The organism is Pseudomonas sp. PDM26, assembly GCF_019219185.1.
Classification (GTDB): Bacteria; Pseudomonadota; Gammaproteobacteria; order Pseudomonadales; family Pseudomonadaceae; genus Aquipseudomonas.
The window spans coordinates 57,920-72,800 of the sequence record NZ_JAHUWC010000021.1; the positions used below are offsets into that span (position 1 = coordinate 57,920).

At 63.7% G+C, this 14,881-nt stretch carries 5 protein-coding genes; 1 reads left to right on the forward strand and 4 read right to left on the reverse strand.

Features of this window, described 5'->3' with window-relative positions:
- Window positions 1-3 precede the first annotated feature (3 nt).
- The 4 genes from KW849_RS29870 to KW849_RS29885 all read right to left on the reverse strand — a co-directional run bounded on the left by KW849_RS29870 (window position 4) and on the right by KW849_RS29885 (window position 12,770).
- Window positions 4-1,062, reverse strand: coding sequence for a TauD/TfdA family dioxygenase (locus tag KW849_RS29870; RefSeq protein WP_218433489.1), 1,059 nt, complete (start codon window positions 1,060-1,062; stop codon window positions 4-6).
- A gap of 52 nt (window positions 1,063-1,114) precedes the next feature.
- Window positions 1,115-10,351, reverse strand: a complete 9,237-nt coding sequence (locus tag KW849_RS29875) for a non-ribosomal peptide synthetase (RefSeq protein ID WP_218433491.1) — start codon at window positions 10,349-10,351, stop codon at window positions 1,115-1,117.
- Between the two features lie 276 nt (window positions 10,352-10,627).
- The gene (locus tag KW849_RS29880; RefSeq protein ID WP_218433494.1) at window positions 10,628-11,362 is read right to left on the reverse strand and encodes an alpha/beta fold hydrolase; all 735 of its coding nucleotides are present in this window, start codon (window positions 11,360-11,362) and stop codon (window positions 10,628-10,630) included.
- A gap of 235 nt (window positions 11,363-11,597) precedes the next feature.
- Window positions 11,598-12,770, reverse strand: a complete 1,173-nt coding sequence (locus KW849_RS29885) for an MFS transporter (protein WP_218433496.1) — start codon at window positions 12,768-12,770, stop codon at window positions 11,598-11,600.
- A gap of 256 nt (window positions 12,771-13,026) precedes the next feature.
- On the opposite strand from KW849_RS29885, the gene KW849_RS29890 reads away from it, so the two are divergent.
- Entirely contained in the window at window positions 13,027-14,850 is a 1,824-nt protein-coding gene (locus tag KW849_RS29890) for a glycoside hydrolase family 15 protein (RefSeq protein ID WP_218433498.1), read from the forward strand.
- The last annotated feature ends 31 nt before the right edge of the window (window positions 14,851-14,881 follow it).

Sequence of the window (14,881 nt, forward strand, 5' to 3'; positions counted from 1 at the left end):
TCCTTATTCCTGATCCAGGTCGGCGCTTTTCTGCGCGATGGCCATGGCCGTGAGGATTTTTCTGTAGCCGGTGAATTCGTTGCGCGCATGCACGCTGAGGATGTTGTCGAGCAGCACCACGTCGCCTTTCTCCCAGGCGAACTCGACCATCACCTCGCGGTAGATGCCTTGCAGGTGGCGAATCACCTCGTCGGGAATCGGCGAGCCGTCGCCGAAGAAGGTGTTTTGCGGCAAGTCTTGCGGGCCGAATTCACGCAGCAGGTTGTCGCGGATGCTGTCCGGCAGGGTCAGTGCGTTGAAGAAGGTGCCGTGGTTGAACCAGATACGCTCGCCGGTCAGTGGATGGCGCACGATGGCCGGGCCGTTCTGCCGGGTGCGCAGGCGGTTGCCCGGTTTCCATTCGGCCTGGATGCCGATTTTGCGGCAGTAGGCTTCGACCTCGGCGCGGTCCTCGCTCTGGAACACGGTCTGCCATGGCAGGCCCATGCCGTCGCCGTAGTTGCGCACGTACATGATGCGTTTGCGGGCAAATTCTTCGCGCACCGCCGGGTCGATCCGCGCGAGGATCCGGCGGGTATCGCCAAAGGGTGTTTCGCCACCGGTAGTCGACGGCGTGTCGCAGTAGAAATACAGGTGACGCGGGAACACCGGCGAATAGGAGTGTTCGTTGTGCGGGAAGATTTTCTCCGGCGCCGGGTAATCGGTGGAGCTGTAGATCTTGAACTGGCCGCTGATCTGGGTCCGTGGCGAGGCGCGGAACAGGTACTCCAGAGCACCGCCGGAAATCCCGTCGACGCAGCGATTGAACTCGCCGATATCGGCCACCTGGAAGCCTCGAAACAGAATCACCGCGTGTTCCAGCAGCTTGCTTTCGATCAGCGCGCGATTCTGGGCCGCCCATTCCACCAGGCTTACGCCGGACACAGCCGGACGGCACACCAACGGCATGCTCAGGCCATCGAACATCGGCGCGAAACTCACCAACCGCGTCGGATCGGTGGACAGGCTTTTGCGGGCACCACGACCCATCTTGGGCATGGACCTGGACGTTGATACGGTCATAAACCCCTCCAGAAAATGATGACGGCGGCGCTCGATGGCGCCACCGACTGAATCAGTCCGCTGCGATCTGTGGTGCCGGCGCGCCACGGTTCGCCGAGCGACGCTTGATCGCCTTGGCGCCGCCGAGCAAGGCCTTGCGTTGCTCGCTCAAGCGCGCATCGGCACGGCGTTGCACATCGGCCGCCAGCTCCAGCAACTCACCAACGTGCACCCCGTCAGCGCGTATCAGCGCCTGGAGCACCGCCCGGATCTGTTCGAACAAACACTCCAGCGTGCTCGGCAGGTACTGGCCGGCCGGCGTTTCGAAACTCAAGTGAATGTGCTCGGCATCGTTGTAGAACGCGGCGACCATGCCGATCTCGGCGGCCTGACGCCCGGACGGAAAGTCCTCTACCTGCAAGCCCTCCATCGACGGCAGGCGACCGACGCCTTCCTGATAGATCAACTTGATGTCGAACAGCGGCGAACGGCCGGCCCGGCGCGGCAGGCGCAAGGCCTCCACCAAGCGCTCGAACGGCAGGTCCTGATGGTCCGAAGCCTCCAGTACCGCCCGGCGACAAGCGTCCAACAACTGCGCCGCCGACTGCTCGGCATCGATCTCCACTTGCAGTACTAATTGGTTAACGAAGAAGCCGACCATTTCTTCAATCCCGGCTTGATTTCGGTTGGCGATATCGGTGCCGATGCGCACACGGCTGACCTCGGTACGCTGACGCAGGACCAGGGTGAAACCGGCCAACAGCAGCATGAACAGCGACAGATCGCGCTGCTGGGCAAAGTCGCGCAACCGCTGGCTGAGTTCGCCGCTGAAGGTGAAATGGACGCTGGCACCCTCTTGCGCCGTGCGCTGGTCGCCATCGGCGGGCAACTCCAGCACTGCTTGTGGCTCGGCAAGGCGCTGCTGCCAGTAGTCGAGCTGGCGCTGCAACTCGCCGCCCTGCTCCAGCCACTGGCGCTGCCATTTGGCGAAGTCGGCGTATTGCACGCTGTGCGCTGGCAGTTGCGGGGTCTGGCCACGGTTGAGGGTGGGATAGAGCATGACGAATTCATTGATCAGGACGCGGAACGACCAGTCATCAGCGACGATGTGATGCACCGTCAGCAACAGCACATGCTCATCCTCCGCGACCCGCAGCACCCGCACCCGCAGCAACGGACCGTGGCGCAGGTCGAATGGCCGGGCGACTTCCTCGCGGGCCAGTTGCTGCGCTTCGACGTCCGGTGCCGGCCGATGCCGCAGGTCGCTGTCGACAAAACTCAACGGCAGTTGCGAATGCACCCGCTGCCAGGCCTGGCCGTCCTCTTCGTAAAAGGTGGTGCGCAACACGGCGTGACGCTGCACCAGGGTTTCGAAGGTCTGGCGCAAGGCCGCCAGATTCAACTCGCCGCGCAAACGCAAGGCGCCCGGCATGTTGTACATCGAACTGTCCGGCTCCAGGTTCCACAGGAACCACAAGCGCTGCTGGGCAAAGGACAACGGCTGGCGTTCGCCAGAGGTATCGGCCACCAGCGCCGGGCGTTCACAGCTGTATTGCAGCATCTGCACCTGAGCGGCGAAATCCTCGAGGCGCGGATGTTCGAACAGGCTGCGCAGGCTCACCGACAGGCCCATACGCTGACGGATCTGCGAGATGATTTGCGTCGCCAGCAACGAATGCCCGCCCAATTCGAAGAAGCTGCTTTCGCGGTCGACGCGATTGACTTGCAACACCTGTTGCCAGATCTGCGCCAGTTCGAATTCCAGTGCACCTTGGGGCGCGCTGCCGGCTTCGGCCTCCCAGACCTGCGGGGGCGGCAACGCGGCGCGGTCGAGTTTGCCGTTGCGGTTGAGCGGCAATGCGACCAGTAACACCAGTTGCGCCGGCAGCATGTAGTCCGGCAGGCGCTCGCCCAGGGCGCGGCGCACGGTGTCGGTGAGTTGACGCGCATCAGCGGCCAGCAGTTCATCCGAGGCCGGCACCACATAGCCGATCAATTGCTTGCCGCCAACGCCTTCGTGCACCAGCACCGCGGCTTCGCTGATCATCGGCAGGCCTTGCAGGTGCGCTTCCAGCTCACCCAGCTCGACCCGGAAACCGCGAATCTTCACCTGATGATCGATACGCCCCAGGTATTCCAGCGCACCGTCCTCGCGATAGCGCGCCAGGTCGCCGCTGCGATACAGCCTCGCCCCCGGCGTGGCGGAAAACGGATCGGCGATGAAGCGCTCCGCGCTCAGGCCCGGTCGCAGGTGATAACGCTGGGCAAGGCCGGCATCGCCGCCGATGCACAATTCACCGACGCAACCGGTGGGCAGCAGGTGCCCTTCGCTGTCCAGCACATACAGCGCACGCCCCGGCAGCGCTTTGCCGATGGGTACGCCAAGGTGATTGCGGGTATCGGCCAGCGTGCATGCGTGGGTGCTGGACACCACCGTGGCTTCGGTCGGCCCGTAGGTATTGAGCAGGCGCACATCACCCAAACCAGCGGCGTGCCACAGCTTCAGGCCCGCCAGCGACATGGCTTCACCGCCGACATGGACCTGACGCAAACGCCCCTTGTCCCGCTGCGGTTGCGCGGCCCACTCCTGAGCCAGCAGGAACCAGTAGGCCGCCGGCAAATCCGCCAGGGTCACGCCCTGTTCGATGATCTGGCGATAGAGGGTGTCGGTGTCCCACAGCTCATCGCCGCGCATCACCAGCGCCGCACCCACGCACAAGGGCGGGAAGCACTGCTCGACAAAGCCGTCGAAGCTGAACGTGGCGAATTGCAGCACGCGGTCTTGCGGGGTGAGTTGTGAATAGTCCGCCGCGATCACGCAAAACTCGCGCAGTGCGGCATGGGCCAGGCACACGCCTTTAGGCCGTCCGGTGGAGCCGGAGGTGTAGATCAGGTAGGCGAGGTCTTCGGCGCTGGCGAGGTTGACCAGGTTGTCGGTGCAATACCCGGCGTGTGCGCCCGGCTCCAGCGCCAGCCGTGGCAAACCTTGTGGCAGCGCTACATCGGTCAGCAACCCCGTTTGCGCCAGCAGCAGGTGCATGCCGCTGTCTTCGATCATGTAGGCCAAGCGCTCGGCCGGGTAATCCGGGTCGAGCGGCACATAACCGGCGCCGGACTTGAGGATCGCCATCAGGCTGACGATCATCTGCGCATTGCGTCGCACCGCCAGGCCCACCCGCTGCCCCGGCGCCACACCCTGGGCGCGCAGGCGATGGGCGAGCTGGTTGGCTTGTGCATTCAACTGGGCGTAGGTCAGGCGCTCGTCACCGACCATCACCGCCAGTGCATCGGGGGTGCGTACCGCTTGCTGCTCGAAACGCTGATGGGCCAGCAACGAGCTAGCGATTGGCGGTGCAGGCGGACGGGAACACGCCAACACCTTTGCTCGGGCCTGTGCATCCAGCAAGCTGACCGCGCCCAATGCCTGTTGGGGCTGTGCGACGAACTGCTCCAGCACCTGCAACAGGCGGGCGCCCAACTGGCTGATCTGCGCGGCGCTGAACCGGGAACGGTCGAAACTGAAATCCAGACGCAGGCTGGCGCCGACTTCGATACCCAGGGTCAGCGGGTAACTGGTGATTTCGTGATTGTGCAGCGCGCCGAAGGTCAGGCCTGCCGGCGCCCCTTGCTTGAGGGCTTCGGCCACCGGGAAGTTCTCGAACACCAGCAGGCTGTCGAACAGCGCCCCCTGCTGCCCGGCCCAGCCCTGAATGTCGTACAGCGGCACATGTTCGAACTCGCGCAGGCTCAGGTTCAGGGCTTGCAGGTCGTTGAGCCACCGGGCCACGGACTGGCTCGCTGACGGACTGGCAATGATCGGCAAGGTGTTGATGAACAGCCCCAACTGCTGCTCGATGCCCGGCAACGGCGCGGAGCGTCCGGCAACGGTTGCGCCGAACGCCACACAGGGCTGGCCGGTGTAGCGCTGCAACAACAGACCCCAGGCGCCTTGCAGCAGGGTATTGAGGGTGATTTTCTGCTGGCGGGCAAAATCGCTCAGGCGCTGTAGCGCGGCGCTTTCAAGGGTCAATTGATGTTCGCCCATGCCGTGCCCTTCGGCGGGCGTCGGCAAGGCTTGCGCCAGCAGCGTCGGGGTTTCCAGCGGCGCCAGCGCCTGTTTCCAGAACTGCTCGCCGGCCAGCAGCGGCTGCTGTTGAATCCAGCCCAGGTAGTCGCGGTATTGCCCCAATGGCCTGGCCAACGTCTGGCCGGCATAGTGCTGGATCACTTCGCCGAGCAACTGGGCGTTGCTCCAGCCGTCCATGAGGATGTGATGGCTGGTATGGATCAAGTGCCAGTTTTCACCGCCCCGACGCACCAGCAGCAAGCGGAACAGCGGCGCGGCGCTGAGTTCGAAGCCGCGGCTGCGCTCCTCGGCGGCCAGTGCTTCGAGGTCGATGTCGGCTGCTTCGATCACTTGCAGTTGCAGGTCGATCTGGCGATGAATCACCTGATGCGCGGATTCCAGTCCCAGCCAGTGGAAACTGCTGCGCAGGATGTCATGACGGTTGATCGCCGCTTGCCAGGCCCGGCCAAATGCCGCCAGGTCCAGGCCCTGGATGTCCAGGCGCAATTGATTGATGTAGGCCTCGGCCTGGGGTTCGTACAGGGTATGGAACAGCATGCCCTGTTGCATCGGCGTCAGCGGGTAAACGTCCTCGATGGCCGGTGCCGCAACGGGCAAGGCATCGAGTTGTGCCTGGGTGATGCGCGCCAGCGGGAAGTCCGACGGCGTGACCTGGCCTGCCGCTGTCGTGCAGCAATGTTCGATCAGTGTCTTGAGTTCTTCGGTGTAGGCATCGGCCAGTCGTTGCACCGTGGACTCGGCATACATGTCACGGCTGAAGCCCCATTGCAGCGAGAGCTGTCCGCCATACACCTGGCCTTCCACGGTCAGCCAGTTGGCCAGCGGTGCATCGTCGCCCTGGGCCTGGCCGCCGCTTTCCGGGGCCGGGACGAACAGCGCGGCGTCGTCGAACTGACGGTCGAACTGCCCCAGGTAATTGAAGGTGATCCGAGGCGCCGGCAGGTCTTGCAATGCCTGGCGCTGCGCCGGTTCACCGAGGTAGCGCAGCAGTCCATAACCCAGGCCTTTGCCGGGAATGGCGCGCAGCTGTTCCTTGATCGACTTGATTGAGTTCGCTGTCCCGGCCTCGGGTTGCAGGCGCAGCGCAAACAGGCTGGTGAACCAGCCGACCGTGCGGCTCAGGTCGATGTCGTCCGACAGCTCTTCGCGGCCGTGGCCCTCAAGCTGGATCAGCGTCGAGCCGTGCCCGGTCCAGCGGCAGATGACCCGCGCCAGCGCCGTGAGCAACAGATCATTGACCTGGGTGCGATAGGCCGCCGGGGCCTGTTGCAGCAGCAGTCGGGTCAGTTCGGCGTCCAGTGTCGTTTCGATCTTGTGCCCGTGGCGCTGCTGCAAGCTGCCCTGCGGGTTGTCGCATGGCAGGTTCTGGGCATCCGCCAGTTGCGCCTGCCAGTACGGCATCTGCGCAAGGACGGTGCCGGCATGCTGTTGCAGGTGCGCGGCCCAGGCTTGATAGGCGCTGGTTTTCTCGGGTAGTGCCACTTGCCGGTAAGCCTGTTGCAAGTCTTCAAGCAACACCCGCCACGACACCCCGTCCACCGCCAGGTGATGGACCACCAGCAGCAGGCGTTGGCTGCCATCGTCGAGGTTGACCAGCAAGGCGCGCAACAACGGCCCGTGTGCCAGATCGAGGCTACATTGCGCTTCATTGCAGAGCCCAGTCAGTTCCTCGGTCGAAGACGCACGGCGCTGCCACAATGCTGAAGATTCAACCGGTGATGCATGACGCTGCTGCCAGCCTTCTGCACCTTGGATGAAGCGCAAACGCAAGGCATCGTGGTGATTGATGACCACAACCAGCGCAGCTTCCAGCGTTTCAGGATTCAATGGCTCACGCGGCGTCAGCAACAGCGACTGATTCCAGTGCCGACGCTGGGCGATGGCCTGTTCGAAGAAGTAATGCTGCGCCGGGGTCAGGATCACCTCACCGCTGACCGGGCCTTGATCGATGCTGCTGCGGCTGTCGAATGCCGCGACCAACGCCAGGCTGCGCACGGTCTGGTACTGGAACAGATCACGCGGGCTGAGGCGGATACCCGCCTGGCGGGCGCGGCTGACCACCTGGATGGAAATGATCGAATCTCCGCCGAGCTCGAAGAAATTGTCTTCAAGCCCCACACGTTCCAGCCCCAAAACGTCCTGCCAGATCTGCGCCAGCGTGGTCTGCATCGTATCTTGCGGCGCGACGAATGCCTGTTGCGGCGCCGCGTCGGGTGGCGGCAGGGCCTTGCGGTCGAGCTTGCCGTTGGCGGTCACCGGCAAGGCGTCCAGCGGCATCAGGTAAGTGGGCACCATGTATTCCGGCAGACTGCCGAGCAGCCAGGCCTTGAGGGATTGCGGCCACTGCGAGTCGGCATCGGGATTTTCCAGCACCAGATACGCCACCAGATGCTTGCCGCCCTGCACCAGCACCACGGCCTCGCGCACCAGCGCATGCTGCATCAGGCGGGTTTCGATTTCTCCCAGCTCGATGCGCAGGCCGCGCAATTTGACTTGATGGTCGAGGCGTCCGAGGTAATCGATCACCCCATCGGCACGCTGGCGCACGCGGTCGCCGGTGCGATACAAGCGCGCGCCGTCATGGAAGGGGCACGGCACGAATCGCTCGGCGCTGAGCGCCGGACGCCGGTGATAACTGCGCGCCAGCCCGGCGCCGCCGAGGTACAACTCCCCTGTCACACCGGCCGGAACCGGCAGCAATTGCGTATCCAGCACATGGGTGCGCAGGTTGGCGATGGGTCGGCCGATGGGCACGCTTTCGGCGCCTTCGTCGATGCAGGTCCAGTGGGTGACGTCGATTGCCGCCTCGGTCGGGCCATACAGGTTGTACAACCCGGCGCCCGGCAGCTTTTTGAACACCTGCAATTGCGCATCCAGCGGCAAGGCTTCACCGCTGCAGACGATGCGCTTGAGGCCGTTACAAGCCTCCACACCCGGTTCGTGGATGAACGCCTGGAGCATCGACGGCACAAAGTGCAGCGTACTGATGCCGTAGTCATCGATCAGGCGGATCAACTGCGCCGGTTCGCGATGCGCTCCCGGCGGCGCTACCACCAGACGCGCGCCGGTCATCAGCGGCCAGAAGAATTCCCACACCGACACGTCGAAACTGAACGGGGTTTTCTGCAGCACCGAGTCGCAGCCATCCAGCCCGTAAGCCTGCTGCATCCAGCACAAGCGGTTGACCAGCGCCGCGTGACTGTTGCCGGCGCCCTTGGGCTTGCCGGTGGAGCCGGAGGTGTAGATCACGTAAGCCAGGTTCAGCGGATGCACTTCAACCGGCGGGCAGGTCTCGCTGTAGCCGTCGAGCCAGTCCTGTTCCTGATCCAGAGCGATGACCTTGACGCCTTCGGTGGGCAGTGCGCCGATCAAGGTGCTTTGGCTGAGCAGCAAGCCAATCGCGCTGTCGTCGATCATGTAGGCCAGGCGTTCGGACGGGTACTCCGGGTCCAGCGGTACGTAGGCACCACCGGCCTTGTGAATCGCCAACAGGCCGATGACCATCTCCAGGGAACGCTCAAGGCAGATGCCCACCAGCACATCCGGGCCGACACCCTGTTCGCGCAGGCAGTGCGCCAGTTGATTACTGCGGGCGTCGAGTTGCGCATAGCTGAGCTGGCGTTCACCAAACACCAGCGCCGGCGCGTCGGGAGTGCGTCGGGCCTGGGCCTGGATCAACGGGTGCAGGCACTGCTCGACCGGATAGATCTCGGCGGTACGGTTCCAGTCCTGCACCAGCACTTGCTGCTCATCCGCCGTCAGCATCGGCAACTCGCCGATTTTTTGCGTCGAGTCGTCGACTATCGCCTGCAACAGGCGCGTCCAGTGCCCGGCCATGCGCGCAATGGTATCGGCCTCGAACAGGTCGCTGGCGTAGGTCAGCGCGGCATGCAGCTTGCCGCCCTTCTCCCAGGTGTCGAGGGTCAGGTCGAACTGGGTGGTGCGGCTTTGCCAGTCGATGCTGCCCAGCTCCAGACCGGACGCGGTGCTGACCGAGGCGATGTCGGCCACCTGCGGTTGGTGGTTGTACATCACCTGGAACAACGGCGTGTGGCTGAGGCTGCGTTCGAGTTTCAGCGCTTCGACCAGGCGCTCGAACGGCAGGTCCTGATGGGCCTGGGCACCGAGGGCGGTTTCCTTGATGGCGCGCAGCAGGTCATCGACCCGGGTCTGGCCGTCCAGTTGCGTGCGCAGCACCTGGGTGTTGACGAAGAAGCCGATCAGGCCTTCGATTTCCGCGCGATTGCGGTTGGCGATGGGCACGCCGACGCGGATGTCGGTTTGCCCGGTGTAGCGATGCAGCAGCGCGTTGAAGACGCCGAGCAGCAGCATGAACAGGGTGATGTTGTGTTTCTGCGCGGTGCTGCGCAATCGCTCGGCCAGTTGCGCCTCGACCGCGAATTCGTAACGGGTGCCGCGATAGCTCGGCATCGCCGGGCGCGAATGGTCCAGGGGCAATTCCAGCACCGGATGTTCATCACCCAATTGCGCCTGCCAATACGCCAGTTGCCGCGCCTGCTCGCCCGCCTCCAGCCAGCGACGCTGCCACAGGGCATAGTCGCTGTACTGGATCGGCAACGCTGCCAGCTGCGGTTGGGTACCCGCATCGAAAGCGTCGTAGCAGCGGATGAATTCGTCGATCAGCACGTTCATCGACCAACCGTCAGACACGATGTGGTGCAGGGTCAGCAACAGCACGTGCTCAAGCCCGGCGAGCTTGAGCAAGGTGACCCGCAGCAGTGGGCCGGTCGACAGATCGAACGGCTGTACCGATTGTTGTTCGGCGTTTTCAGCCACGGCACGTTCGCGTTCATTGGCAGGCAATGTGCTGAAATCCACCTGTTCGATCCGCAGCGGCACCGTGGCAGGAACTTGCTGCAAGCTGTCGTCGGACTGACGCTGGAACACCGTACGCAGGGTTTCATGCCGCGCCACCAGGCTGGCGAACGCCTGCTCCAGCGCCGACAGATTCAAGCACCCGGTCAGCCGTACCGCACCCGGCAGGTTGTAGGCGCCGCTGTGGGGGTCCAGTTGCCAGAGAAACCACATGCGTTGCTGGGCGTACGACAGCGCCTGGCGATCCTCGGCCTCGATGCCGGCGGGGATCGGGAAACGGGCGAAATCCACGCCCTCCTTGTGCAAGGCCGCAAGGAACATCTGGCGCTTTTCCAGGGGCAACCCGATAAACCGGCGAGCGAGTTTCAAGGAGTCTTCAGCATTCATCTATCGGCATCCGCATCAGTAGGCAGCAGGCGCAAAGGCGCGTCGTGCCTATAAAACGAATGCAGGCGGGAAAAATTAGCGGATGGGGACAAGTATCAGGAGTGAGGGTAAAACACGAAAAACCGTGGTGGTTGCAGTTCAAAAATGTGGGAGCTGCGGTGCGACGATTCGACTTGCTCGCGAAGGCGGTGTGTCAGTCACATACATAGCGTCTGATACACCGCTTTCGCGAGCAAGCCCGCTCCCACAGGGATCCAGTGAAGTTTGAGGAGGGTGTTAACCAACAGCAGCCATGGAAAGCCGTCGATGATGTACCTCAAGCTGATCCTTGATCACCCGCAGCACCTTCGCTTCCTGCTCATGGATGAAGAAGTGCCCGCCCGCCAGCATGTCCACCGAAAAACTGCCACGGGTTTCCTGGCTCCAGCCGATCAACTGTTCGGCGCTGGCGCGGTCGCTCTTGCCGCCGAGCACGTGCACCGGGCACTTGAGCAACGGCCGCTGCACCGGTTCGAAACGCCCGCACAGCAGGAAGTCCGCGCGCAGCACCGGCAGGGTCAGGCTCATCAACTCTTCATTGGCCAGGATCTCTTCGCTGGTGCCGTTGAGGGTGCGCAGTTGCTCGATCAGTTCGGCGTCGGTTTTCGGTTGGGAAAAGCCCCGGTCGTAGTCGGCGCGCATCGTCGGTGCGGCGGTGCCCGAGGCGAACAGCGCCACCGGCTCCGGGCAACCCAGCGCGCGAAACGCGTGGGCTATCTCGCAGGCCAGCAGCGCGCCCATGCTGTGCCCGAACAGCGCGTACGGCGCCTTGAGCGTGGCTTTCTGTTCGAGGGCCAGTTGCAGCGCCAGGCGGCGCATGTCGGTGTGCAAGGGCTCGCCGTACCGCGCCCCCCGCCCCGGTAGTTCCACCGGTTGCAGCGTGAGCCACTGCGGCAGTTTTCGCCGCCAGCGGCTATAGACCATGGCACTCGCGCCCGAATAGGGCAGGCACAGCAATGTCAGCGGGGTCACCGGGCTTTCCTCGAAAGTTGTCTGTAAAGAGAACGGATGAGGTGTGCTGGGAATTAGTCGCACACCAGAGTTGAACTGCACACAGACCTGTGGCGAGGGAGCTTGCTCCCGCTCGGCTGCGCAGCAGTCGTAAACTGGCGAATGCGGTGTAACTGGACACTTACCGTGAATGGTTTTGGGGTCGCTGCGCAACCCGACGGGAGCAAGCTCCCTCGCCACAGGTACTGTGTTGGCCTTACCTCAAATGGCGATAGCTCGGGATCGCGGAACCGAGCACCACCGCCCCCGCCGCAATCGCCAGCCAGAACCCGCTGCGTGCACCGAAGGCGTCCACCAGCCAGCCGGAGCCGGCGGCGCCGATCGCCACGCCGATACTCAGGCCGGTCACCAGCCAGGTCAGGCCTTCGGTGAGTTTGGCCGGCGGCACGATCTGCTCGACCAGGGCCATGGCGACAATCAGCGTCGGGGCAAAAAACAGGCCGGCGATAAACACCGCCAGGGACAAGCCGAAAATGTTCGTCGCCAGCAGCAACGGCAAGGTGGTCACCGCCGTCGCTACCCCGCCGTACAGGAACAGGCGCGCCAGCGGCACTTTCGAGCGCAGTGCACCGAACGCCAACCCGGCCAGGCACGAGCCGATGGCATACACCGACAGCACGATGCTCGCCGCCGCCGGTTGGCCCTGATGTTGCGCGAAGGCGACGCTGACCACGTCCACCACGCCGACGATGGTGCCCATGGCCACCATCAACAGCATCAGCAACTGAATGTCGCGGGAACGGATGATCGAGCCTTGATGGTGTTCTTCATGGGGATGCACCGGTGGCTCCGTGCTGCGCTGCAACACGAATGCGGTGACGCCGATGGCCAGCGCCAGCAAAGCCGCCAGCGGCCCGGCCTCGGGGAATGCCACCACGCACAACCCCACCGACAGTGGCGGCCCGACGATGAAGCAGACTTCGTCCAGTACCGACTCCAGGGCGTAGGCGGTCTGCAACTCGGGGCGGCCGCGATACACCTCGGTCCAGCGTGCCCGCACCATCGCCGACATGCTCGGCATGCAACCGGCCAGCGCGGCGAAGACAAACAGCGTCCAGTGCGGCGCCTGCAACCGCGTACACAGCAACAGCAGCAACAGTGCCCCACCGCCCAGCAACGCCGCCACGGGCAGAATCCGCCCCTGGCCATACCGATCCACCAGCCGCGAGACTTGCGGCGCGCAAAACGCCGTGGCCAGGGCGAACGTCGCCGCCACCGCGCCGGCCATTGCGTAGCCACCCTGCAACTGTGAAAGCATGGTGATCAGGCCGATGCCGGTCATGGAAATCGGCATGCGCGCGATCATTGCGGCCAGCACGAATGCGCCACTGCCGGGGGCTTTGAACAACTCGCGATAGGGGTTTGCCATGGGACGGGTCTCATCAGGGGACTGCACGTTGCCATAACGGCTGATTGCCGGGGAAGCAGCAATTTGTTGGTTGAATGTGAAGGCCCCATCGCGAGCAAGCTCGCTCCTACAGTTGATGGGTGTACACCGTCCAACGTAGGAGCGGGCTTGCCCGCGAAGGGGCCAGAACAGACAACTCACACCCTTCGCCAAATGAACTCTCGGCCACCCAAACCAGTCAGCTATTTAGGCCCCAGTTTCCCGGAGCACTGCGACAATGGCTGATCACCCCGAACGCCAAAGCTCCATCGACGCCCACGGCATCATCGGCGACATGCGCAGTGCGGCGCTGGTCAACGACAAAGGCAGTGTGGATTTTTTCTGCTGGCCGGAGTTCGACAGTCCGTCGATCTTCTGCTCGCTGCTGGACACCCCCGAGGCGGGGATTTTCCAGTTGTCGCCGGACTTGCCCGATGCCCGCCGCGAACAGATTTACCTGCCCGACACCAATGTGCTGCTGAGCCGCTGGCTCAGTGATCGCGCCGTGGTCGAAGTCACCGATCTACTGCCGGTCGGCGACACCGAAGATGACCTGCCACTGCTGATGCGGCGGATCCGCGTGGTCAGCGGCAGCGCCACTTTCCACATGCGTTGCGCTGTGCGCCATGACTACGCCCGTGCCACGGCCCACGCACGCGTGGACAAGCGGGACGTGATCTTCGAGGCCGCCAGTCAACCGTCGCTGCGGCTATCTTCGGATCAGGCCTTACGCATCGACGCCAATGTGGCGGTCGCCGAATTCACCCTCGAACAAGACCAGACCGGCCAGTTCCTCCTCGGCGCCGTCAACGATGCTCGCTTCAAGGAAGGCGCTGCCGAACTGTGCCTGCAACGTACCCTCAAGTTCTGGCGCGACTGGGTCGGCCAGTCCAACTACCGCGGCCGCTGGCGCGAGATGGTCAACCGCTCGGCCCTGGCAATGAAGCTGCTGACCTCGCGCAAACACGGCGCCATTCTCGCCGCCGCGACGTTCGGCCTGCCGGAAAGCCCCGGTGGCAAACGCAACTGGGACTACCGTTTCACCTGGATCCGCGACGCCTCGTTCACTGTCTATGCATTCATGCGCCTGGGCTTCGTCGAAGAGGCCAATGCCTACATGCGCTGGTTGCGCGGGCGGCTCAGCGACTGTCAGGGCAGGCCGATGAAGCTCAACATTCTCTATGCCATCGACGGTCGTCAGGAGTTGCCGGAGGTCGAGCTGCCGCACCTGTCCGGCCATGCTGGCGCACAACCGGTGCGCATCGGCAATCAGGCCTACGAACAGGTTCAGCTCGATATCTTTGGCGAGCTGATGGACGCGATTTACCTGGTCAACAAATACGGCGAAGCCATTTCCCATGAAGGCTGGAAACACACGGTGGAGGTGGTGGATCAGGTCTGCGAAACCTGGGAGCAAAAGGATGTCGGCATCTGGGAAATGCGCGGCGGGCAATACCATTTCCTGCATTCACGGCTGATGTGCTGGGTCGCCCTGGACCGCGCCATACGCCTCGCCTCAAAACGTTCGCTGCCGGCACCGTTCGCGCGTTGGGACCAGACCCGTCAGGCGATCTACGCCGACATCTGGGGGAACTTCTGGAATGAAGAGCGCGGGCATTTCGTCCAGCACATCGGCGGCACCGGCCTGGATGGCTCGATGCTGCTGATGCCACTGGTGCGCTTCGTCAGCGCCCGCGACCCGCGCTGGCTGGCGACCCTGCAGGCCATCGAAAAGAGCCTGGTGCGCGACGGCATGGTCTACCGCTACCGCAACGACGACCGTCAGATCGACGGCCTGCCCGGCAGCGAAGGCGCCTTCGCCGCCTGCTCGTTCTGGTACGTCGAATGCCTGGCCCGCGCCGGCCAATTGGACAAGGCCCATCTGGAGTTCGAACAGTTGCTCAGGTACGCCAACCCGCTGGGGTTGTATGCCGAAGAGCTCGACAGCCATGGGCGGCACATGGGCAATACACCGCAAGCGCTGACGCACCTGGCATTGATCAGTGCGGCGTGTTTTCTGGACCGGAGGTTGAGTGGGGAGAAAAGCTTCTGGCAGCCGTGAGTACAGGTAAACAATGTTCGAGCTCAGGCAG